Here is a 23,156-nt window from a genome sequence, read left to right as displayed (position 1 = left end):
GGGTCGCCTTTTGCTTGAAGATGAAATTGTCACTAATTTTTGCTGAGATTGCCGGGTAAACCTTGAGCGATGGCCATTGGAAGTGAACAATGCAATACCTCGCATTGTTATTTGAGATTGGCTCATGATTCCCCGCTCCCGTTTGCTTGCCTGGTTACTCTGGCCGCTACTGGCTTTGAGCAGTACCGCGCTGCTGGCTGACTCTGTCGATGATGCCGCCAAAGCGTTGCACCTGATCGGCTACATCGGCGCCGACTATCCGGCAACGGTGGAAGCGGGCAAGGTCGTGGACGATGGGGAATACCGTGAGCAGCTGGAATTTACTGATGTTTTGCAAGGCCTGATCAGCGGCCTGCCGGCCCGCGCCGAGCAGAGAGCGCTGGAGCAGGGCGTGATCAACCTGCGCCAAGCCATTGTTCAGCATCAAGAGGGCGCCAGCGTCGCCCACCAGGCCCGCCTGCTTGGTGCGCAGTTGGCCGTAGCCTATGAAGTCAGCCAGGCCCCGCTCATCACGCCCGATGCCTCCCGTGGCGCACCGCTGTACGCACAGCAGTGCTCGGTTTGTCATGGCGACACCGGCGCCGGTGATGGTCCGGCAGGTGTGGGCCTTGAGCCGCCGCCGGCCAACCTGCGCAGCAGCGAACGCCTGTCCCGCCTGAGTTTGTTCGATCTGTTCAATACGCTTGGGCAAGGTATTGAAGGCACCGACATGCCATCGTTTGCCGACCAGCTTGACGAGCGCCAGCGCTGGGACCTGGCCACTTATATCGCAAGCTTTACTGCCGACCCGGCCAAAGCCAAGGGTGACACAACATTCAACCTCGCTGATCTGGCTCGTCAGACGCCCGCCGAGGTCGACGCCGCCCAAGGTCCAGAGGCAGCTGCAGTATTCCGTGCGCAACGCGCCCAGCCGCCGCAGGTCCAGCGGGGGCCGGGGCAGTTGCTCGACTACACCGCAACCACGCTGGACAAGAGTCTGGCAGCCTTCGAGGCCGGGGACCACGAGCAGGCCTATGACCTGTCGGTTGCAGCCTACCTGGAAGGCTTTGAGCTGGTCGAAAGCTCATTGGACAACGTCGATGCCAACGTACGCAAAGACACTGAGAAGTCGCTAATGGCTTATCGTCAGGCGTTGCAGGATGGCTTGAGTCTCGATCAGGTCAAAGAGCGCCTGGAGGTAGCCAAAGGCAAGCTGAAGGAAGCTGCGGATCTGCTGGGTGGGGACGGCTTGAGCTGGACCTTGAGTTACATATCCGGCCTGCTGATTCTGCTACGCGAAGGCCTGGAAGCTATTCTGGTGTTGGCGGCGATCCTGGCCTTTTTGCGCAACACCGGGCAGCAGTCGGCGGTGCGCAGCGTCAACATCGGTTGGGCCCTGGCATTACTGGCTGGTTTTGGTACCTGGGCACTTGCGGCCTATGTAATTGACGTGGGTGGCGCCCAGCGTGAGCTGCTGGAAGGCTGCACAGCGCTGTTTGCCAGCGTCATGGTTCTTTGGCTAGGGGTATGGATGCACGATCGTCGGCATGCCGCTGCCTGGCAGAACTACATCAAGAGCAGTCTGGTAAGCGGTGGAGGACGTTTCGGCTTTGCCTTGCTGGCGTTCTTCTCGGTGTATCGCGAGCTGTTCGAAGTGATTCTGTTCTATGAAACCCTATGGCTGCAGGCCGGCCCTGCAGGGCATCAGGCGGTACTGGCGGGTGGCGCCACGGCGCTGATCCTGCTCATTGGCCTGGCCTGGGTGATTCTGCGTGGCTCGGCGAAACTGCCGCTGTCGTTGTTCTTCAGCATTAACGCCGCTCTGCTGTGTGCATTGTCGGTGGTGTTTGCCGGCCACGGCGTCAAGGCCTTGCAGGAGGCCGGCGTGATTGGCACTCGTCCGGTGGCATTCTTCGATTTTGATTGGCTGGGTATCCACGCAGATGCCTACTCGCTGACCGCGCAAGCTGTGGCGTTGCTTGCAATCGTCATTCTCTACGGACGTAGTCGCTTGGCCGAGAAACGACGGGTTTCGGCGGGCTGATTTGAAGCTGGACGGGCGAGCGGAGATACTGATCGCCCGTTCTTGTTGGAGTTTTTTCTGATGCGTGTCTGGATTGATGCCGATGCCTGTCCCAAGGCGGCGAAGGATCAGGTGGTCAAATTCGCTCTCAAGCGCCAGCTCGAAGTGGTACTGGTGGCTGGGCAGAGCCAGATCAAGCCTGCATTTGCCTGTGTCAGGCTGATCGTTGTGCCCAGTGGTCCGGACGCCGCCGACGACTACCTGGTCGAACATGCTGTGCCGGGTGAGCTGGTGATTTGCAGTGATGTGCCGCTTGCCGATCGGCTGGTGAAAAAGGGCGTGGCTTGTCTTGATCCGCGCGGGCGTGAGTTCGATGAGCGCAACATGGGCGAGCGTCTGGCGGTACGCAACCTGTTCACCGACCTGCGAGAGCAGGGGCAGGTCGGTGGTGGCCAGGCGCCTTACGGCGATCGTGAAAAGCAGGCATTCGCCAACGCCCTGGACCGCATCCTCACGCGCCTGGCACGTTGATATCGAACTCAGTCGTTTTCGTGAGTCAGCTCTAGTACGCGGTCAACCAGCTTGTAGATGCCGCCAGCAGCTTCGCTGATCGACTTCGCCTTCATGTAGGCCGGGGTGGTGACCAACTTGCGCTGGGTGTCTTCGACGATGTCATGAACATCGCATTCCTCGTGAGTGCCGCCCATCTTGACGATGGCTGCGCTGGTATCGGCATCGTCACCAATGGTGCAGACCACGCCAGGGCCATAGATCTTCGCCGCCAGGGCAGGGGAAATACAGATCAAACCCACCGGTTTGCCGGCTTCGGCAAATGCTTCGGCCAACGACAGAACGTCTGGGTGAACGGTGCAAGCAGAGCCTTCAACGGCAAAGTTGGACAGGTTTTTTGCCGCGCCAAAACCACCCGGTACGATCAGTGCGTCGAAGTCTTTGGCATCGGCTTCTCGCAAGTCCTTGATTTCGCCACGGGCGATGCGCGCGGACTCCAGCAGGACATTGCGCGACTCGGGCATTTCTTCGCCGGTCAGATGATTGATTACGTGCATTTGGGCAATGTTCGGAGCAAAGCATTGCACCTGTGCGCCGCGTTGGTCCAGGCGCAGCAGAGTAATCACACTTTCGTGGATTTCGGCACCGTCATACACACCACAGCCGGAAAGAATCACTGCAACTTTTTTTGTCATTCTCACTACTCCCGAGTCGAGGTGTTCAATGTCCTATAATTTGGCAGATGTCGCCACAGAGTTTGGATCGCAATCCGCGCCGAGTGTTCACTTGCTGCAGGTCAAGGACGATTGTTGTCTTGATCGGGGGCTGACTGCTTGGCCTGCTCCGCTTGTTCCGCCAGCAACGCGGCAGCTTCCTTGCGGGCAACGCGCGCGGCCTTGAAGCGCCGACGCACCCACAGGCACCCGCCCAATGCCAGCAGGCCGCCGAGGACCCACAGTTCGTATTTTTTCACGTTACCCAGCAGGCCTTCGAGAATGGCGCCGAAGTGATAGGCGGCGGTGCCCAAGGCCAAGGCCCAGACGGCCGCGCCGATGCCGTTGAGCAGCAAGTAGCGCCGTGGTGGGTAGCCGGACAAGCCAATGGCGACCGGCATAACGGTACGCAAGCCATAGACGAAACGGAAACTCAGGACCCAGATGTCCGGATGCCGACGGATGTGCTCGAGGGCCTTGTCGCCCATCAGTTGCCAGCGTGGCTTGCGCGCGAGCAGCTTACGCCCGTGCTTGCGCCCCATGAAATACCAGAGCTGGTCACCGGCATAGCTGCCGAAGAAGGCCACCACGACCACCAGGTTGATATCCATGTATCCGCGGAACGCAAGGAAGCCTGCGAGAACCAGGATGGTCTCACCTTCGAAAAACGTACCGAGAAAAAGGGCAAAGTAGCCGAAATCCTGCAGGAATTGTTGGAGCATTTTCTGGGTGCTGGCGAAATGAACGCGCAGCCTAACCCTTCGTGGCCTTTGGGGAAAGTGTCCAAATGTGTCTCGACGTGAACATTTCCTACAAGGACAATAACTGCGTCCTCAAGTCGCAGGGTTGTCCCTGGCTGTCATTCAAGCGTCATAATGAGCGCTTATAACTGTCGCGCTCGCCCGCCTGCGCGGGCTCAGGAGTCTGCCGTGAGCTTTACCCCCGCTAACCGTTTGTTTCCTGCCACCCGTCTGCGTCGCAACCGTCGTGACGATTTCTCCCGTCGTCTGGTTCGCGAAAACGTACTGACCGTCGATGATTTGATCCTGCCGGTGTTTGTCCTGGATGGCGAAAATCGCCGTGAGGAAGTTGCCTCGATGCCGGGTGTAGAGCGCTTGAGCATCGACCTGTTGCTGGAAGCTGCACAGGAGTGGGTGAACCTGGGTATTCCTGCCCTGGCCTTGTTCCCGGTCACGCCCACAGAGAAAAAGTCGCTGGACGGAGCTGAGGCCTGGAATCCTGAGGGTATCGCCCAGCGAGCCACTCGAGCCCTGCGCGAACGCTTCCCGGAGCTGGGTGTGATTACCGACGTAGCCCTTGATCCGTTCACCACGCATGGCCAGGACGGTATTCTCGACGACGAAGGTTATGTGCAGAACGACATTACCGTCGATGCACTCGTGCGTCAGGCGCTGTCACATGCCGAAGCTGGTGCGCAGGTTGTCGCCCCTTCGGACATGATGGATGGCCGCATCCAGGCCATTCGCGAGGCACTTGAGCTGGCCGGTCACGTCAACGTTCGCATCATGGCTTACTCAGCCAAGTACGCCAGCGCCTATTATGGTCCGTTCCGCGATGCGGTCGGCTCTGCGTTGAACCTGGGCAAGGCCAACAAGGCCTCCTACCAGATGGACCCGGCCAACAGTCAGGAAGCCCTGCATGAAGTGGCTGCAGACCTGGCTGAAGGCGCTGATATGGTCATGGTCAAGCCAGGCATGCCATATCTGGATATCCTTTACCGGGTCAAGGATGAATTCAAGGTCCCGACCTTTGTCTATCAAGTCAGTGGCGAGTACGCCATGCACATGGCCGCGATCCAGAACGGCTGGCTCAGTGAAGGAGTGATCCTGGAATCCCTCACGGCCTTTAAACGGGCAGGAGCTGATGGCATCCTGACCTATTTCGCTGTTCGCGCTGCTCAATTGATGAGAGGGCAGTAACGCCCTTCAGGAACGCTAGATGAATAACGAAGTACAGAGTAGTGATGTCGAAATGAAGCAAGCTCATTCCGTGCCGGAGCAGATGCTCGAAACGCCGCCGGAGCCTGCTGCAGTGCCCGAGCCTGTGGTCGAGGTAGAGGCGCCCGCGCCTTCACCGGCCCCGGCGGCACCCGCCATCGCCATTCCGGGTCTGGATGACAGCAGCCTGTACATTCACCGTGAGCTGTCGCAACTGCAGTTCAACATTCGCGTGCTGGAGCAGGCGCTGGATGAGAACTACCCATTACTGGAGCGGTTGAAGTTCCTGCTGATCTTTTCCAGTAACCTGGATGAGTTCTTCGAAATTCGTGTAGCGGGCCTGAAAAAGCAAATCACCTTTGCCCGTGAGCAGGCCGGCGCTGACGGCCTGCAGCCTCACCAGGCGTTGGCGCGCATCAGCGAAGTGGTGCACAGCGAAGTTGATCGCCAGTATGCGATTCTCAACGATGTGCTGCTGCCAGAGCTGGAGAAGCACCAAATTCGCTTCATTCGTCGCCGCCATTGGAACACCAAGCTCAAGGCTTGGGTGCGGCGCTTCTTCCGCGACGAGATCGCGCCGATCATCACGCCAATCGGCCTCGATCCGACTCACCCGTTCCCGTTGCTGGTGAACAAGAGCCTGAACTTTATCGTCGAGCTTGAAGGTGTGGACGCCTTTGGCCGCGATTCTGGCCTGGCGATCATACCGGCGCCGCGTCTGCTGCCGCGGGTAATCAAAGTGCCGGAAGATGTGGGAGGCCCTGGCGCCAACTATGTCTTCCTGTCCTCGATGATCCATGCTCACGCCGACGACCTGTTCCAGGGCATGAAGGTAAAGGGCTGCTATCAGTTCCGCTTGACCCGTAACGCCGATTTGGCGCTCGACTCCGAAGATGTCGAAGACCTGGCCCGCGCCCTGCGTGGCGAGCTGTTCTCGCGTCGCTACGGTGATGCGGTGCGCCTGGAAGTGGCAGACACCTGCCCCAAACATCTCTCGGATTACCTGCTCAAGCAGTTCAACCTGAGTGAAAGTGAGTTGTATCAGGTCAATGGCCCGGTCAACCTGACTCGACTGTTCAGCATTACTGGCCTGGATAGTCACCCAGAATTACAGTACACCCCGTTTACCCCAGCGATTCCCAAGCTGCTGCAGAACGCCGAGAACATTTTCAGCGTGGTCGGAAAGCAGGACATCCTGCTCATGCACCCGTTTGAATCGTTTACGCCCGTGGTCGATCTACTGCGTCAGGCCGCCAAGGATCCTAACGTCTTGGCCGTACGCCAGACCCTGTACCGCAGTGGCGCCAACTCGGAGATCGTCGACGCATTGGTCGATGCGGCGCGCAACGGCAAGGAGGTCACTGCGGTGATCGAATTGCGCGCACGGTTCGACGAAGAGTCCAACCTGCAACTCGCCAGCCGCCTGCAAGCGGCCGGCGCCGTGGTGATCTACGGAGTGGTTGGCTTCAAGACTCACGCCAAGATGATGCTGATTCTGCGTCGCGAAGCGGGTGAAATCGTTCGCTATGCGCACTTGGGTACCGGTAACTACCACGCCGGCAACGCCCGGCTGTATACCGACTACAGCCTGCTGACCTCCGATGATGCGCTGTGCGAAGACGTCGGCAAGTTGTTCAGCCAGTTGATCGGCATGGGCAAGACCCTACGCATGAAAAAGCTGCTGCATGCGCCGTTTACCTTGAAGAAAGGCATGCTCGACATGATTGCGCGTGAAACCCAGTTTGCCCTTGATGGCAAGCCTGCGCACATCATTGCCAAGTTCAACTCGTTGACCGATCCAAAGATCATCCGCGCCTTGTACAAGGCCAGTCAGTCGGGTGTGCGCATCGATCTGGTGGTGCGTGGCATGTGCTGCTTGCGGCCAGGAATTGCCGGTGTGTCGCACAACATTCAGGTGCGTTCGATAATCGGCCGCTTCCTGGAACACACTCGGGTGTTCTACTTCCTCAATGGCGGCGAGGAGCAGATGTTCCTGTCGAGTGCCGACTGGATGGAGCGTAACCTCGACAAGCGCGTCGAGACTTGCTTCCCGGTCGAGGGCAAAAAGCTGATTCTGCGTGTGAAGAAGGAGCTGGAGGGGTATCTGACCGACAACACCCACGCCTGGATCCTGCAGCCGGATGGTCGCTATGTTCGCAGTACGCCTACCGGGAACCAGAACCCGCGTAGTGCCCAGGCGGCCCTGCTGGAGCGCCTGAGCAACCCGGTCCTCAGCGTACGCTGAGGACGAAGCCGACCCGGGTCAGCCACTCGGCCTCCAGGCCGAAGTCGGCCTGGGTCAGCTGATTCTCTTCCAGCCAGCCCGCCGGGAACTCTACATCCAGGCTGTCGCCTTTGGCGTGCAGGGTAACCTTTGGCATCTGCTGGGTGCCGCGGATGTGGTGGAACAGGATCGCAAAGCGCAGCAGCACGCACAGGCGAATCAGCTTGGCGCCGTCTTTGCCGAAATCGGCGAACTTGTCCTTGGGGATGTTGCGGCGATGGCCGCGCACCAGCAATGCAAGCATTTGCTGGTCTTCTCGGGAGAAACCCGCCAGATCGGAGTGCTCGATCAGGTAGGCGCCATGCTTGTGGTAGTGATAGTGGGCGATGTCCAGGCCCACCTCATGCACCTTCGCGGCCCAGCCGAGCAATTCGCGCCAGATACCCTCTTCCAGGTCCCAGGCCTTGGCTACCTGGTCGAAGGCGTGCAAGGCTTTGCGTTCGACTCGGGCGGCTTGGCCCTGGTCGACGTGGTAGCGCTCCATCAGCGAAGACAGGGTGCGTTCACGGACGTCTTCGTGATGATGACGGCCCAAAAGGTCATACAGCACGCCTTCGCGCAGGGCCCCATCGCAATGGTCCATGCGTTGTAGCTCCAGCGCGTCGAAAATGGCCTCGAGAATGGCCAGGCCTGCCGGGAAAATCGTGCGGCGATCCGGTTTGACGCCCTCGAAGTCGATCTTTTCGGAATCGCCCAACTTGAATAGTTTGCGCTTGAGCCACGCTAAGCCTTCGGCGTTGACCTCGCCGTTGCCCATGCCGCCCGACTTGAGGGCCAGGCCGATGGCACGGATGGTCCCGGAGGAGCCGATGGCTTCGTCCCAGGTCAAGCGGTGGAGGGCGTTTTCAATGCTCATCAGCTCCAGGCGCGCGGCTGTATAGGCCTGGGCATAGCGGGCTGGGGTGATCTTGCCGTCACGGAAGTAGCGCTGGGTATAGCTGACGCAGCCCATTTGCAGGCTCTCGCGCAGCAGTGGCTCGAAACGTTGACCAATAATGAACTCGGTACTGCCGCCGCCAATGTCGGCGACCAGGCGTTTGCCGGGGGTGTCGGCCAGGGTGTGGGACACGCCCAGATAGATGAGTCGGGCCTCTTCACGGCCGGAAATCACTTCTACCGGATGCCCGAGTATCTCTTCGGCGCGGCGGATGAACTCGCCACGGTTGCGCGCTTCGCGCAGGGCGTTGGTGCCGACGATACGCACCGCACCGTCGGGCATGCCACTGATCAGTTGGGCGAAGCGTTTGAGGCAGTCCAGACCGCGTTGCATGGACTCTTCGTTCAGCTGGCGCTCTTCGTTGATGCCGGCGGCCAGCTGGACCTTTTCGCCGAGGCGCTCAAGAATGCGGATCTCGGTATGGTGGGCCATGGCCACAACCATATGGAAGCTGTTGGAGCCCAAGTCGATGGCAGCGATCAAGGAAAGATTCTTGGCTGTGTTTTGCGGCATGATCATGGCTTCTCGGTCGATAACCCGGCAATCGTGCCACGATCCTGAGCTGACGCCAACGCGCAGCTTATCAAGGCTTGATGCAAGGCAGGTTGAATGAGGAAATATGACTTTCCTGTGACAGCGGTCATATGCACGGTCATGCACAACTATAGTTACACTCAATCGTCCGCGACTTCCTGTAAGCCGCAGGTGCGGCTATGATGGGCCACGTTTTTTTGCTTACGACCTTGGAGACTTCCATGAGCAGCGATCTTATCAAACACGTCACTGACGCCTCCTTCGAAGCCGATGTACTGAAGGCTGAAGGCCCGGTGCTGGTTGACTACTGGGCTGAATGGTGCGGCCCTTGCAAAATGATCGCTCCGGTTCTGGACGATATCGCCGCTACCTACCAGGGCAAACTGACCGTTGCCAAGCTGAACATCGACGAGAACCAGGAAACCCCGGCCAAGCACGGCGTGCGTGGCATCCCGACGCTGATGCTGTTCAAGAACGGCAACGTCGAGGCCACCAAGGTCGGCGCGTTGTCCAAGTCTCAGTTGGCAGCCTTCCTGGACGCCAATATCTGAGTCAAAAAAGCCCCGTATTTTCCGGGGCTTTTCTTTGCCTGATGACTAGACGGCAGAAAAAGCAGGTGTTACATTCGGCCTCGCACTGTTTTTTCGGTGCCCTCTGCACGCCGTCGCCGACGCATCCCTAATTCGAATCAGTACGCGATCCTGTCGCCTTCTTTGCGGCGCGGCTTCATTAAGCCAGAAGCTTAATTTCCCCTTCTTACATGATTACGTCATTCCCCTTATGAACCTGACTGAACTCAAGCAAAAGCCGATTACCGATCTGCTCGAAATGGCCGAACAGATGGGCATAGAAAATATGGCCCGTTCGCGCAAGCAAGATGTGATTTTCTCCCTGTTGAAAAAGCATGCGAAAAGCGGCGAGGAAATCTCCGGTGACGGCGTGCTGGAGATTCTCCAGGACGGTTTCGGCTTCCTGCGCTCTGCTGATGCTTCTTATCTGGCCGGTCCGGACGACATCTATGTTTCGCCAAGCCAGATCCGTCGTTTCAACCTGCGTACCGGCGACACCATTGTCGGTAAGATCCGCCCGCCAAAAGAAGGCGAGCGTTACTTCGCCCTGCTGAAAGTCGATACCATCAACTTCGACCGGCCGGAAAACGCGAAGAACAAGATTCTGTTCGAAAACCTGACGCCGCTGTTTCCGAACAAGCGCCTGAAGATGGAAGCCGGTAACGGTTCCACTGAAGACCTCACCGGTCGGGTTATCGACCTGTGCGCTCCGATCGGCAAAGGTCAGCGTGGCCTGATCGTCGCTCCGCCCAAGGCGGGCAAGACCATCATGCTGCAGAACATCGCGGCCAACATCACGCGTAACAACCCCGAGTGCCACCTGATCGTTCTGCTGATCGACGAGCGTCCGGAAGAAGTAACCGAAATGCAGCGCACCGTGCGCGGCGAAGTGGTTGCCTCCACCTTCGACGAGCCGCCAACCCGCCACGTGCAGGTTGCCGAAATGGTCATCGAGAAGGCCAAGCGCCTGGTTGAGCACAAGAAAGACGTGGTCATCCTGCTCGATTCGATCACCCGTCTGGCCCGTGCCTATAACACCGTGATCCCAAGCTCTGGCAAGGTCCTTACCGGTGGTGTCGATGCTCACGCCCTGGAGAAGCCAAAGCGTTTCTTCGGTGCTGCTCGTAACATCGAAGAAGGCGGCTCGCTGACCATTATCGCCACCGCGCTGGTTGAAACCGGCTCGAAGATGGACGAAGTGATCTACGAAGAGTTCAAGGGTACCGGCAACATGGAACTGCCGCTGGACCGCAAGATTGCCGAGAAGCGTGTCTTCCCGGCCATCAACATCAACCGTTCGGGTACCCGCCGCGAAGAGCTGCTTACCGCTGACGACGAACTGCAGCGCATGTGGATTCTGCGTAAGCTGCTGCACCCGATGGATGAAGTCGCTGCCATCGAGTTCCTGATCGACAAGCTCAAGCAGACCAAGACCAACGACGAGTTCTTCTTGTCGATGAAGCGCAAGTAAACGAGTGCGTTGTGCAAGAGCCGGGGCAACCCGGCTTTTTGCTATCTGTACTTTGGCTATTCTGGCTGGTCGGGTTAGGCGCTACACTCTGCTCCCCGACCGGTACGGCGAATACGAGGCTTTTGCATGCAGTATCGCGATTTGCGCGACTTTATCCGTGGCCTGGAACAGCGCGGCGAACTCAAGCGCATCCAGGTTCCGATCTCCCCAGTTCTGGAAATGACCGAAGTCTGCGATCGCACTCTGCGAGCCAAAGGCCCGGCATTGCTGTTCGAGAACCCCACCGGTTTTGACATTCCAGTGCTTGGCAACCTGTTTGGCACCCCGGAACGGGTGGCCATGGGCATGGGGGCCGAGTCGGTCAGCGAGCTGCGTGAAATCGGTAAGCTACTGGCTTTCCTGAAGGAGCCTGAGCCGCCCAAGGGGCTCAAGGACGCCTGGTCCAAGCTGCCGATCTTCAAGAAAGTGGTGTCCATGGCGCCGAAGGTGGTGAAGGACGCGGCCTGTCACGACGTGATCATTGAAGGCGACGACGTCGATCTCGGCATGCTGCCGGTGCAGCATTGCTGGCCGGGTGATGTGGCGCCGCTGATTACCTGGGGCCTGACTGTAACCCGAGGCCCGAACAAGGAACGCCAGAACCTGGGGATTTACCGCCAACAGGTAATTGGCCGTAATAAAGTCATCATGCGCTGGCTCAGCCATCGTGGTGGCGCCCTGGACTACCGCGAGTGGTGCGAGAAGCATCCGGGCCAACCGTTCCCGGTTTCTGTGGCCTTGGGCGCTGACCCTGCAACCATTCTTGGCGCCGTGACGCCAGTGCCTGACACACTTTCCGAATATGCCTTTGCTGGTTTGTTGCGCGGAAACCGCACCGAGCTGGTCAAGTGCCGTGGCAATGACTTGCAGGTGCCAGCTACTGCCGAAATCATCCTCGAAGGTGTGATACATCCGGGTGAAATGGCCCCGGAAGGGCCTTATGGCGACCACACGGGCTACTACAACGAAGTCGATAGCTTCCCGGTGTTTACCGTTGAGCGTATTACTCACCGGAAAAACCCGATCTATCACAGCACCTACACCGGGCGTCCACCGGATGAACCGGCGATTCTCGGTGTGGCATTGAACGAGGTGTTTGTACCGATACTGCAAAAGCAGTTTCCGGAGATTACCGACTTCTACCTGCCACCAGAGGGTTGTTCCTACCGCATGGCGGTGGTGACCATGAAGAAACAGTATCCGGGGCACGCCAAGCGCGTCATGCTCGGTGTCTGGTCGTTTTTGCGACAGTTCATGTACACCAAGTTCGTTATCGTCACCGACGACGACATCAACGCACGTGACTGGAATGACGTGATCTGGGCGATTACCACGCGCATGGACCCCAAGCGCGATACGGTAATGATCGAGAACACCCCGATCGACTACCTGGACTTTGCATCGCCGATTTCTGGCCTCGGCTCGAAGATGGGCCTGGATGCAACGAACAAATGGCCAGGAGAAACCACCCGTGAATGGGGGCGGGTCATCGTTAAGGATGAAGCTGTCACCCGGCGGATCGATGAGCTGTGGAACCAGTTGGGAATAGACTAAATGCAGGTAACCTTGCAGCCTTCCGGGGCGGTGCTAGTGCTCAACCCCGGTGAAAGGATTCTGGATGGGGCGCGACGCCTGGGTTATAACTGCCCGCAAAGCTGCCGCAATGGCAACTGTCATGTCTGCGCTGCCTTGCTGGTAGAGGGGCGTGTGCGTCAGGATGGACAGGAGCGTGATCATGGCGAACTGTTCACCTGCATCGCCGAGCCGTTGGAGGACTGTATCTTGTTGTGGGATGGTGTGCTCGCCCTGGGTGAGCTGCCAGTGCGGACACTGGCCTGTCAGTTGAGTGAGTGCGTCGACGTCGGTGGCGATGTCTGGCGGATTCGTCTGCGGGCACCGGCCGGCAAAGTGCCACGCTATCACGCGGGCCAATACCTGATGATCGAGCGCGAAGGCGCTGACAAGGCAGCTTTCTCGCTGGCTTCGGCGCCTCATAGCGGGCGTGAACTTGAGATGCATGTACTGGCGCGTGAGAACAGCGCCCTGCAGTTGATCGAGCAGTTGCAACGTACGCGCATGGCGCGCATCGAGATGCCCTTTGGCGACACTCATTTGGCCGAGTTGCCCGACGGCCCATTGGTACTGATTGCCGCGGGTACCGGCATGGCGCAGATGCACAGTCTGCTCGAACATTGCCGGGCCAAGGGATTCAAGCACCCGGTCCATCTGTATTGGGGGGTGCGCCGCCCTGAGGACTTCTACCAGATCGAACACTGGGCCGAATGGGAGCGTTTGCCGAACCTGTTTCTGCACAAAGTGGTCAGTGATCTTTGTGGTTGGGAAGGGCGCTGCGGAATGCTGCATGAGGCGGTGTGCGAAGACCTGAGCGACCTGGCAGGTGTGCACGTCTATGCCAGTGGTTCGCCCAATATGATCTATGCCACCCTCGATGCATTGGTCGAAGCAGGAATGGACGCTCATCAAATGCGTGCCGATGTTTTTGCTTATGCGCCGCGTGATTGAATAGCGGTATAAGGCACGCTGCAACAGCGTGCCTATTTTAATAACCTGCATCGTTGGTGTCTGGCATAAGGCCTTTATTATTGCCTGCGCCGTAAATAACTTTCACTACACTTGAAATAACACTCGATAGCTTGCGCAACGCCTTGCTGCAGGGCGCTTTCGAGTGTGCCGAGTATTGTGTTCAATGCCCGTCTGCCGTACGGTAAGTACGCGGATGAAGCATTCGTTTACAGTAACTCACTTCACCAGTTACGAGGAATTTGGCGGCAGCTATGTCGGCGATTGAAACTGCATCTTTGAATGTGGCTTATCCTCCGTTGCTCGACTTCGGACAACAACTGTCTCTTGAGCAACTTCAACACTCGGTTCAGCACACCATGTCACGTCACCAGGGCGGCCCCGTCTGGTTGTTTGCCTATGGTTCGCTGATCTGGCGGCCGGAGTGCAATGCCGCCGAGCGCCAGCGGGCCAAGGTGCATGGTTATCATCGTGGCCTCTACCTCTGGTCTCATGAGCATCGTGGTACACCTGAGTCCCCGGGGCTGGTGTTCGGTCTGGATCGGGGTGGTTCATGCGGCGGCTTCGCCTACAGGTTGCCGCAGGAGCGCCTTGAAGACTCTCTGTTGGCGCTGTGGCAGCGTGAAATGCCATACCCGGCCTACCGACCTCATTGGCTTACTTGTCGTCTCGATGATGGCAGCAAGGTTCAGGCATTGGGGTTTGTGCTGGAGCGGCACCTGCCCTGTTATGCCGGCAACCTGCCCGACCATCTGCTCAGTCAGATCTTCGCCAATGCCAGCGGGCGCTACGGCAGCACCCGTGACTATGTCGAGCAGACATTGAGTGCCTTGCGTAGCCACGCCATGCCGGACCGTAACCTTGAAGCTCGCTTTCGCCGCTGCCATCCGGGCACTGCATAAGCGGTAGCGGGCAAGCTCGCGACTACCCGTTGGAGCTGTGCCTCCAACAGTAATGAGAATTGTTAAATTGCCGCAGAAACTCTGGTTCGCTAATATCGTGCTCTGGAAGAACTCAAGGCAGGCAAGGATCAAGGATGAAGTGGTTAGCAGCACTGTTGTTGGTGGGGGCAGGTATTGCCCATGCCGATATCAAAATGGAATTTGTTGAAAAGGTCATCCCAACCTATCCGCAGGAATTGCTCAAGTCGGCTATTTCCGGTTCTGTCAGAATCGGTTTCGATGTGCTGGCTGACGGTAGCGTCCGAAATGTAAAGGTCCTTCAGAGTAGTGACCCGGCCTTTGCAAATTCTGCGCTGAAAGCGGCCAGGAAATGGCGTTTCAAGCCCTGGACCGTTTCTAGAGAAAACCCTGAAAAAGTGGATGTACAAACAAATCTGTATTTTCGTCTGAATGACAAAGAAGAATGGTGGGATATCTACGAGCGTGCCGGGTTGATCTTGAAGACGTGCAAGCAATTCAACGAAGAAGTGGCCTTGTACCGTAAAGATGATGAAAAAAGGCCACTTGACGAGATGAACACGACATTGCTGTCGATTCGCATGATCTCGGACATCCCGAAAGACGGCGCCACCAGCTACGAGTACGCCCTTGCTACCTCAAAGGCCTTTAACAAGGCCCTGCCGAAAATTATCGAACAGTGCCGGGCATTCCCGGGAGTCGACTATGTCGACCTTTGGCCTGCGGCGTTGCGCGAGCGGCTGGTCCCGCAGCGCTAACGAGCGCTGCGGGAAAACCGGCTCAGCACATGGTCACCACCAATTTCCCCACGGCCTTGCGCTGACCGAGCAATTCGATGGCCGCGCCTGCCTCGGCCAGTGGGAATGTTTGCGACACCAGTGGCTTGAGCTTGCCCTCGGCGTACCATGCAAACAGTTGCTTGAAGTTTGCTGCATTGTCGTCCGGCTGGCGTTGGGCGAAAGCGCCCCAGAACACGCCGAGCACTGCCGCACCCTTGAGCAGTGCCAGGTTTACCGGTAGCTGCGGGATGCGCCCGCTGGCAAAACCTACCACCAGTAGGCGGCCGTTCCAGGCGATGCCGCGGACAGCCTGGTCAAACAAGTCGCCGCCAACCGGGTCATAGATGACATCGACGCCATTACCAGCGGTCAGGCGCTTGATCTCATCCTTGAGGCTGTGCTCGCTGTAGTTGATCAACTCATCGGCGCCGGCAGCCTTGGCTACGGCGAGTTTCTCGGCGCTGCTGGCTGCAGCAATCACCCGCGCCCCCATGGCCTTGCCGATTTCCACTGCTGCCAGCCCGACGCCGCCTGAGGCACCCAGTACCAGCAGGCTCTCGCCAGCCTTGAGCTGGCCACGTTGCTGCAGGGCATGCATCGAGGTGCCGTAGGTCATGCCAAAGGCGGCTGCACTGTTGAAATCCATTTGCTCTGGGATAGGCAGGACGTTGTAGGCAGGTACTGCAACTTGCTCGGAAAAACTCCCCCAGCCTGTCAGTGCCATGACCCGATCACCCGGTTTGAGTGTGGTGACCTTTTCACCTACCGCGCTGACAATACCGGCGGCTTCGCCGCCAGGCGAAAAGGGCAAGGGGGGCTGGAATTGATATTTGCCTTCGATGATCAAGGTGTCGGGAAAGTTGACCCCGGCTGCATGCACCTCCATGACGATCTCGTTCTTCTTCGGGGCGGGGTTTGCAACTTCTTCCAGGACCAGATCCCTGGCAGGACCCAGGGCTTTGCACAACACAGCTTTCATCGGGACTATTCCTTTGCGCGTAGTGGCCGATAAGTGTAGGTGGGTGGAGTACCGGGTCAATCAGCATGGCCCGTCCTGATAGGCCGGCATAAGCCTGGGCTTGGGTTTGACCGGTGCGCTGGGTATGCTGGCGCCAACTGTGTGAGGAGCGAATTTGTGAAAGCGTGGATCTTGATGGTACTGGCGTTGATGCTGCCGACAGCGGCGATGGCCGAGGAAGCCAAGGAAGGCGAACCGAAGGTTTCTTATATCTCTTTGAGTCCACCCTTCGTTGGCAACTATGCCTTGGATGGCGGGCCGAAACTCCGTGTGTTCAAAGCCGACGTGGCCTTGCGCGTTAACAGTGATGCTGCTGCCGCAGCGGTTAAGCATCATGAGCCACTGATCCGCAATCAGTTGGTGGCACTGTTTACCCAGCAGAATCTGGAAAGCATGAGCAATGTCGAATCCAAGGAAAAACTGCGTCAGGAAGCCTTGAAGCAAGTCCAGCAAGTCCTGGAATCCGAAGAGGGCAAGCCTATGGTCGATGATCTATTGTTCAACAACCTTATCGTGCAGTGATACCGACCCGCTTCAGGATGTGAGGCTGCGTCGAAAGCGCGCCAGGGCGACCGCAAAAAACGCCAGGCCAATGGCTGCCAGGGCCAGCACGTCGGGCCAGACCACCGCCAGGCCGGCGTCGCGAAACAGGATCGCCGCGCTCAGGCTGACAAAGTGGGTTGAAGGTGAAAGCTGCATGACCCACTGTAGCCACTGCGGCATGCTGTCCAGCGGTGTGCTGCCGCCCGACAGCAACAGCATGGGAATGATCACTGGAATCGCCAGCAGGCCGAACTGCGGCGTCGAGCGCGCCAGGGTGGCGAGGAATATGCCTAGCGCTGTACTGGCAAACAAGTACAGGGCGGTGACTGCCAGGAACAACCCGAGTGAGCCGGCCAGCGGCACGCCCAGTGCGCCTTTGACGACTACCTCCAGCGACACCCAGGTGCATACCACCACGACCAGTGCGTTGCTGCCGATCTTGGCCAGCATGATTTCCAGTGCGGTCAGCGGCAGCACCAGCAAATGATCCAGGGTGCCATGTTCGCGCTCGCGTAGCAGTGCTGTGCCGGTAAGCACGATGGCAAGGATGGTGATGTTGTTGACGATCTGGATTACCGCCAGGAACCAGCCACCTTCCAGGTTGGGGTTGAACAGGGCCCTCGGGCTGATTACCGCCGGGCTGTTGGTAGCGGCGGAGCCCTGGTTGGCGTAATCGAGCAGCTCGCGCTCGAATATCCGCCCGATGTATCCCGCCCCCATGAACGCCTGGCTCATGGCTGTGGCATCGACGTTAACCTGCAATTCCGGTGAACGCCCCGCCAGCAGGTCGTTTTGAAAGTTCGTTGGCACGTTGATGACGAAGGTATACAGGCCACTGTCCATGGCCTGGTCGAGCTGGTTGTAAGGCAGCGGCACCGCAGGCTGGAATTCAGGGGGTTGCAAGGCTTCGGCAAGCTTGCGCGACAGCTGGCTGTGGTCTTCATCGATCACCGCGACGCTGGCGTTGTGCACACCAATGATCGAGCCTGCCGCCGGCATGTAGATGGCCACGCTGAATGCATAGAGCAAAAACAGCAGCAGAACGCTGTCGTGGCGTAGGCTGGTCAGCTCCTTGAGACCCAGGCGCAGGGTATGTGCCAAACGATGCATCAGACCTCCTGCTTCTTGAGCATGGCCAGGCTCAGGCCGGTGAAGGCAACAAAGAACCCGAACAGGGCCAGGCATTGCGGCCACAGTTCACGCAGGCTCAAGGCCTTGGTGAAGGTGCCGACGGCAACATCGAGGAAGTAGCCGGCCGGGAACAGTTGCCCCATCAGTGCTGCAGATCCATCGAGTGATGAGCGTGGCACGATCAGCCCGGAGAACTGGATGGTCGGCAGGCTGGTGATGATCATGGTGCCGAGGATCGCCGCGATTTGTGTACGGGTGAACGCCGAGATCAACAGGCCAAGGCTAGTGGTTGCCAGCACATACAGTAGACCGCCAACGGCCAGGGCAAATGCGCTGCCTTTGAATGGCACACCGAATAGCCAGCGGTTCATCGCCACCAGCAACGCCAGGTTGATCAGGCTGATCGCCAGGTAGGGAGCCTGTTTGCCGAGCAGGAATTCCAGGCGGGTCAGTGGGGTGGCATAGAAGTTGGTAATCGAGCCCAGTTCTTTTTCGCGGACAATCCCCAGTGCTGTGAGCATGGCCGGAATGAAGGCAAGGATCAGCGCCATTACCCCGGGACCAATGGCGTTCACGCTGACCACGTCCTGGTTGTAGCGAAAACGAGTTTCCAGGCGCACGGGTGATTGTCCAGGTTGTGCCTGGCTACTCAGGGCTGCCAGTTGCTCGAGGTTGGCCTGGTGCACCGCTTCGACGTAGTTACGGCTGGTTTCGGCGCGAAACGGCATGCCGCCGTCGAGCCACGCCGCTACCACGGGTTGGCGCCCGGCATGCAAGTCACGTCCGAATCCAGGGGGGATCTCCAGTGCCAGCTTGATTTCCGAGCGCTGCAGGCGCTGGTGCAGCTGTGCCGAGTCGCGGATAGGCGGCTGCTCGGCGAAGTAGCGCGAGCCACGGAATGCTTCAAGATAGGCTCGACTTTGCGGGCTTTGGTCCTGGTCATAGACGGCGAACGCGAGGTTCTCTACGTCCAGCGAGATGCCATAGCCGAAGATCACCATCATGAACAACGCACCGAGCAAGGCGAACGCCAGGCGGACTTTGTCGCGCAGCAGCTCCTTGCCCTCGCGGGTGGCGACGGCAAACAGGCGCCTGATACTGAACCCCTGGGACATGGTTATCGGGGTTGTAGCGCCAGGCTCCTCGAGAGCCGTTGAGGCTGCTGGCGCTTCGGCAAGGCCTTGCGCTTGTTCCAGGCATGTCACGAAAGCGTCTTCGAGGGTATCACCGGCAAACTGCTGTTGCAGCGCCGCGGGGGTGTCGCAAGCAAGCACCTTACCCGCGTGCATCAGGGAAATTCGGTCGCAGCGCTGCGCCTCGTTCATGAAGTGCGTAGAGAGGAATATGGTCACGCCTTGTTCCCGCGACAACTCGATCAGCAGGCGCCAGAAATCATCGCGGGCAGCCGGGTCAACGCCTGAAGTGGGCTCATCGAGAATCAGCACTTCCGGACGGTGCAATACCGCCACCGCGAGCGACAGACGCTGGCGCAGCCCCAACGGCAGCGCTGCGGATTGCTGATCGGCAATGTCGCCGAGGTCGAAGCGTTCAATAAGTTCAGCGATACGGGTTGTGCTATCGGCTTTGGGCAGATCGAAAAGCCGCGCGTGCAACTCAAGGTTCTGGCGCACGCTAAGCTCGCCATACAACGAGAAGCTCTGCGACATGAAACCAACCCGCTTGCGTGTCGCCAGGTCTTTGGCGTCTACCGGCCGACCCAAAAGGGTCGCGCTGCCTTCGCTGGCCGGCATCAAGCCGGTGAGCACCTTCATCGTGGTGGTTTTGCCGCAACCATTGGAGCCGAGAAAACCGAATATCTCCCCTCGACCGATGGCGAAACTGACCTTGTTCACTGCAGTGAAGTCACCAAAGCGCAGGGTCAGTTCGTGGGCTTCAATAGCAACTGTTGTTTCGCCGGCGGGGCGTGGAGGAATCTCCAGGGGCTGAGCATCGTGTGCACTGTCACCTTGGTAGTGGGTGAAGGCGTCATCCAGTTTGCCGCTGGCCGTTGCGCTGGCCAGTTCCTGGCTGAGTCCTGAGGCGATCAACTTGCCGCGATCAAGCATCAGGCAGTGTTCGAACTGCTCGGCTTCTTCCATGTAGGCAGTGGCAACCAGCAGGGTGAGCTGTGGTCGCTCGGCACGGACTTGCTCGACAAGTTCCCAGAAGTGCCGACGCGACAGCGGGTCTACACCGGTGGTTGGCTCGTCAAGGATCAGCAAGTCGGGATCGTGGATCAGCGCACAGCACAAACCGAGTTTTTGCTTCATGCCTCCGGACAGCTTGCCGGCCGGCCGATCGGCAAATCGCGCAAGATCGGTAGCGAGCAACAAGCTGTGCATGCGCTGCTCGCACTGCGTAGCGCTGAGGCCGAACAAGGTGGCGAAGAAGCGAATGTTCTCGCTGATCGACAATTCAGGATAAAGGTTATTGCCCAGACCTTGCGGCATGAAGGCAATACGCGGGTACAGGCTGTTGCGGTGTCGGCGCTTGCGGATCGACCCTCCCAGTACTTCAAGTTCACCGCTTTGCAGCTTCTTCACCCCGGCAATCAAGCCCAGCAGGCTGGACTTCCCAGCACCGTCCGGACCTATCAGCCCGCAACGGGTGCCAGCTGGCAGCTCGAAGGAGATATCCTGCAGGGCATCGAGCTTGCCGTAACGGTGACTGATGCCCTGCGCTTGTAGCGCCAGGGCGTTCATTGCAGGTTGGCCGGCCAGTCTACTTCAGCCGTGCGCACGTAACCTGCACCCGGCATGCCGGGCTTGGCCTGAGGCACGGCGCTGGGTTCGGTCAGGCGCAGCTTGACGCGAAACACCAGCTTCTGGCGCTCGTCACGGGTTTCCACCTGTTTCGGCGTGAACTGGGCCTTGGCGGCAACAAACGCGATTTTTGCCGGCAGCGCTTTGTCCGGCAGGGCGTCGAGAACTATCCTGGCTTCATCGCCGACAGTCAGGCGGCCGGTGGTCGAGGCCGGCAGGTACAGGTTCATGTACTGGTCGTTCGGGTTGATCAGCATCAGTACGCGACCACCGGCACCCAGCACCTCACCCGGCTCGGCCAGACGCAGCTGGATAATGCCATCGATGGGGGCGCGCAGGCTGCTGTCGTCGATCTCGCTGGTAAGCTGGGCGACTTGTGCTTCGGCAGCGCCAATCGCAGCCTTTATCGCGGCCAATTGCGCGCGGGCTGCGACCACTGCTGAACTTGCGGTGTCGTAGCGGGCTTGCTGTTGGTCGAGCAGTTGTTGGCTGGCGTATTTACGCTGGAAGATTTCCTTGACCCGCTTCAGCTCCTGACTGGCCAGCAGCAGTTCGCTCTGGCGCAGTTGCACATTGGCCTGGGCGGCGGAGTAGTTTTCCTGGGCGCGAAGCACCTCGGCCTCAGCCTGGCTGCGTTGAGCTTCGAGCGTGCGGGTGTCGATACGCGCCAGTAACTGGCCTTGCTTGACCTTGTCGCCTTCATCGACCAGTACTTCGGCCAGGCGCCCGGGAATCTTGCTGGCTATTTGTACTTCAGTGGATTCAAGCCGGCCGTTGCCCATGCTCAAACCCTCAGGCAGGCGGTCGTGCAGGGACTTCCAGTAGCCCAGGCCACCAGCGGCCAGGAGCAAGGCGATCAAAGCGCCAGCAAATAATTTTGGAGTATGTTGGCTCATCAGTTTGCCTCCTGCTGCATTCGCACCAAATTGTGGCGCGGCACCGACCCTGGTGCGTTGATGTTCGTCAAAACTCCGCAATCCTACCCTGTTTAACGCAACGCGAGTACTGCGGCCCACTGCTCCGGGGTAACCGGCATTACCGACAAGCGACTACCTTTTTGTACAAGAGGCAGTTCTGCCAGGGCGGTTTGTTGCTTGAGGTAGCCCAAGCCTAGAACCTTGGTGAATGTCTCCACATGGACGACATCGATGGCGCTCCAAGGATTTTTTTCATCGTTGGCTTTGGCGTCGAAGTAATGGCTCTGAGGGTCGAGGGCCGTCGGGTCAGGGTAAGCGGCGGTGCTGATCTGGCCGATTCCGGCAATACCGGGTTCAGGGCAGCTTGAGTGATAGAAGAAAAATTGATCGCCCGCTGCCATGCTGCGCAAAAAATTCCGTGCCTGATAGTTACGAACGCCGTCCCAGCGCGCTTGCTTGAGGCGAGCTAGATCCTTGATGGAGAGTTCATCGGGCTCGGATTTCATTAGCCAATAGGCCATGAGTGGTGCTCCTGACTAAATTTGAAATAACCTGTTGCATGAAACCGACGGTCGGTTGGCGTCAAGGTTTGCGTGTCGGCGCTGGTTGTCGGAGAATGCGCCACTTTTAAGCTTGACGCTGCTGCAACAACTAAAAAACGTTGCTGACAACGTGATCAGTTTGCCTGAGGGGGGCAATCAATGAATCGCAAACCGGACTTGCTCTGGATTCTCGTGTTTCTGTTCGGTTTGGGTGTGGTCACTACCGGTTATGCGCAAAGCCTTTGGGAGCGCAAACTCGATGCTCCCTACGAAATACCGGTGAATCCTCAACAACGTTGATCGCAGCGCTGACGTTTCTCAGGCTGGCGCCAGGTACCAGCCACGGTCCGAGACCGTCCCTTGTAGCGGCACATCCCAGCTGGCCTGCGCCAGTCGTTGCACTTTTTGACAATCGTGCGCCAGGCCCAGCAGCAAAGGCTTTTTCCAGGCTTTGCGGCGGGCTTGATAGGCCAGGCTTCGATCATAGAAGCCGCCTCCCATCCCCAGTCGGCCCCCTTCTTCATCAAACCCCACCAAGGGCAGCAGGATCAAATCCAGCGCCCAGATAGGTCGTTGTCGTGCCAGGTTGATGTGTGGTTCGGCGATGCGAAAGCGATTGGGCCGCAGTTTTTCGCCGTGCTCGATTCGCTGGAAGACCATTTTACTTCTAGGCCAGGCGTGCAGGACGGGCAGGTAGGTACGCTTGCCTCGACGTTGCGCCTCGCGCAGCAGCAGGCGAGGGTCGATCTCGCAGTCGTTGGGCAGGTACAGGGCGATGTGGCGGGCGCGACGGAACAATGGGTGTTGCGCCAACTGGCGGTACAACCCGGCTGCGGCCTGACGTTGCTGGGCCGGGCTCAAGGCTCGACGGGCATCACGTAGCAAGCGGCGGAGTTGGGGGCGGGTGAGCTGCGCGGTGTCGGTCATGGCACGGGCGTTCCCAGAGAAGGCTGTTGCGCTTGGGGCAACAGCTCAATTTGCCCGCT

21 protein-coding genes are annotated in these 23,156 nt (G+C 58.7%); 12 read left to right on the top strand and 9 right to left on the bottom strand.

Annotated elements, in window-relative coordinates:
• Positions 1–124: 124 nt before the first annotated feature.
• Positions 125–2,023, top strand: a complete 1,899-nt coding sequence (locus H8F21_RS00735) for an FTR1 family protein (RefSeq protein ID WP_203479005.1) — start codon at positions 125–127, stop codon at positions 2,021–2,023.
• A 60-nt stretch (positions 2,024–2,083) separates the two neighbouring features.
• Positions 2,084–2,533, top strand: coding sequence for a YaiI/YqxD family protein (locus tag H8F21_RS00730; protein ID WP_203479006.1), 450 nt, complete (start codon positions 2,084–2,086; stop codon positions 2,531–2,533).
• 8 nt (positions 2,534–2,541) lie between these two features.
• On the opposite strand, the gene elbB is transcribed toward H8F21_RS00730, so the two are convergent.
• Positions 2,542–3,207 (bottom strand): isoprenoid biosynthesis glyoxalase ElbB, encoded by a 666-nt coding sequence (gene elbB, locus H8F21_RS00725; protein WP_203479007.1) that lies wholly within the window; start codon positions 3,205–3,207, stop codon positions 2,542–2,544.
• A gap of 101 nt (positions 3,208–3,308) precedes the next feature.
• On the bottom strand, positions 3,309–3,947 hold the full coding sequence (locus H8F21_RS00720; protein WP_203479008.1) for a DedA family protein: 639 nt from the start codon (positions 3,945–3,947) through the stop codon (positions 3,309–3,311).
• A gap of 207 nt (positions 3,948–4,154) precedes the next feature.
• Between H8F21_RS00720 and hemB the strand changes: the two genes are divergently transcribed.
• Together hemB and ppk1 are read left to right on the top strand one after the other, a co-directional pair.
• Positions 4,155–5,165, top strand: a complete 1,011-nt coding sequence (hemB, locus tag H8F21_RS00715) for a porphobilinogen synthase (RefSeq protein ID WP_136478674.1) — start codon at positions 4,155–4,157, stop codon at positions 5,163–5,165.
• A gap of 82 nt (positions 5,166–5,247) precedes the next feature.
• A complete protein-coding gene (gene ppk1, locus H8F21_RS00710; RefSeq protein WP_371922341.1) occupies positions 5,248–7,428 on the top strand; it encodes a polyphosphate kinase 1 in 2,181 nt (726 codons plus the stop codon).
• Here ppk1 and ppx read toward each other — a convergent pair.
• Complete coding sequence (gene ppx / locus H8F21_RS00705; protein ID WP_203583922.1) at positions 7,415–8,917, bottom strand: exopolyphosphatase; 1,503 nt, start codon at positions 8,915–8,917, stop codon at positions 7,415–7,417. The genes ppk1 and ppx overlap by 14 nt on opposite strands.
• A 242-nt stretch (positions 8,918–9,159) precedes the next feature.
• Here ppx and trxA point away from each other — a divergent pair, with 242 nt between their 5' ends.
• From trxA to H8F21_RS00675, 6 genes are all read left to right on the top strand, one after another.
• On the top strand, positions 9,160–9,489 hold the full coding sequence (gene trxA / locus H8F21_RS00700) for a thioredoxin TrxA (protein ID WP_136478672.1): 330 nt from the start codon (positions 9,160–9,162) through the stop codon (positions 9,487–9,489).
• 229 nt (positions 9,490–9,718) lie between these two features.
• A complete protein-coding gene (rho, locus tag H8F21_RS00695) occupies positions 9,719–10,978 on the top strand; it encodes a transcription termination factor Rho (protein WP_038615733.1) in 1,260 nt (419 codons plus the stop codon).
• A 126-nt stretch (positions 10,979–11,104) separates the two neighbouring features.
• Complete coding sequence (gene ubiD, locus H8F21_RS00690; RefSeq protein WP_203479009.1) at positions 11,105–12,571, top strand: 4-hydroxy-3-polyprenylbenzoate decarboxylase; 1,467 nt, start codon at positions 11,105–11,107, stop codon at positions 12,569–12,571.
• Positions 12,572–13,540, top strand: coding sequence for a CDP-6-deoxy-delta-3,4-glucoseen reductase (locus H8F21_RS00685; protein WP_203479010.1), 969 nt, complete (start codon positions 12,572–12,574; stop codon positions 13,538–13,540). It begins immediately after the preceding gene.
• A 272-nt stretch (positions 13,541–13,812) separates the two neighbouring features.
• Complete coding sequence (locus tag H8F21_RS00680) at positions 13,813–14,460, top strand: gamma-glutamylcyclotransferase (protein ID WP_203479011.1); 648 nt, start codon at positions 13,813–13,815, stop codon at positions 14,458–14,460.
• Positions 14,461–14,594: 134 nt separating this feature from the next.
• On the top strand, positions 14,595–15,236 hold the full coding sequence (locus tag H8F21_RS00675) for an energy transducer TonB (protein WP_203479012.1): 642 nt from the start codon (positions 14,595–14,597) through the stop codon (positions 15,234–15,236).
• 22 nt (positions 15,237–15,258) lie between these two features.
• On the opposite strand, the gene H8F21_RS00670 is transcribed toward H8F21_RS00675, so the two are convergent.
• Complete coding sequence (locus H8F21_RS00670) at positions 15,259–16,236, bottom strand: NADPH:quinone oxidoreductase family protein (protein WP_203479013.1); 978 nt, start codon at positions 16,234–16,236, stop codon at positions 15,259–15,261.
• A 156-nt stretch (positions 16,237–16,392) separates the two neighbouring features.
• Between H8F21_RS00670 and H8F21_RS00665 the strand changes: the two genes are divergently transcribed.
• Positions 16,393–16,797 carry a flagellar basal body-associated protein FliL gene (locus H8F21_RS00665; protein ID WP_203479014.1) on the top strand — a complete coding sequence of 135 codons (405 nt, stop codon included), beginning with the start codon at positions 16,393–16,395 and terminating at the stop codon, positions 16,795–16,797.
• Between the two features lie 12 nt (positions 16,798–16,809).
• On the opposite strand, the gene H8F21_RS00660 is transcribed toward H8F21_RS00665, so the two are convergent.
• The 4 genes from H8F21_RS00660 to H8F21_RS00645 all read right to left on the bottom strand — a co-directional run bounded on the left by H8F21_RS00660 (position 16,810) and on the right by H8F21_RS00645 (position 22,149).
• The gene (locus tag H8F21_RS00660) at positions 16,810–17,928 is read right to left on the bottom strand and encodes an ABC transporter permease (protein ID WP_203479015.1); all 1,119 of its coding nucleotides are present in this window, start codon (positions 17,926–17,928) and stop codon (positions 16,810–16,812) included.
• Positions 17,928–20,651, bottom strand: coding sequence for a ribosome-associated ATPase/putative transporter RbbA (gene rbbA, locus H8F21_RS00655; protein WP_203583910.1), 2,724 nt, complete (start codon positions 20,649–20,651; stop codon positions 17,928–17,930). Before rbbA ends, H8F21_RS00660 begins: the two co-directional genes overlap by 1 nt.
• On the bottom strand, positions 20,648–21,607 hold the full coding sequence (locus H8F21_RS00650) for an HlyD family secretion protein (protein WP_203479017.1): 960 nt from the start codon (positions 21,605–21,607) through the stop codon (positions 20,648–20,650). Before H8F21_RS00650 ends, rbbA begins: the two co-directional genes overlap by 4 nt.
• 92 nt (positions 21,608–21,699) lie before the next feature.
• Entirely contained in the window at positions 21,700–22,149 is a 450-nt protein-coding gene (locus tag H8F21_RS00645; protein WP_203479018.1) for an EVE domain-containing protein, read from the bottom strand.
• A 180-nt stretch (positions 22,150–22,329) separates the two neighbouring features.
• On the opposite strand from H8F21_RS00645, the gene H8F21_RS00640 reads away from it, so the two are divergent.
• The gene (locus H8F21_RS00640) at positions 22,330–22,470 is read left to right on the top strand and encodes a hypothetical protein (RefSeq protein WP_203479019.1); all 141 of its coding nucleotides are present in this window, start codon (positions 22,330–22,332) and stop codon (positions 22,468–22,470) included.
• 18 nt (positions 22,471–22,488) lie between these two features.
• Here H8F21_RS00640 and H8F21_RS00635 read toward each other — a convergent pair whose 3' ends face one another.
• Positions 22,489–23,097 carry a 5-formyltetrahydrofolate cyclo-ligase gene (locus H8F21_RS00635; RefSeq protein ID WP_203479020.1) on the bottom strand — a complete coding sequence of 203 codons (609 nt, stop codon included), beginning with the start codon at positions 23,095–23,097 and terminating at the stop codon, positions 22,489–22,491.
• Positions 23,098–23,156: the final 59 nt, after the last annotated feature.

Source organism: Pseudomonas arcuscaelestis, assembly GCF_016881005.1.
Taxonomy (GTDB): Bacteria; Pseudomonadota; Gammaproteobacteria; order Pseudomonadales; family Pseudomonadaceae; genus Aquipseudomonas; species Aquipseudomonas arcuscaelestis.
Note: the sequence above shows the minus strand (reverse complement) of the source record. Positions and strands in the feature narration are given on the sequence as shown.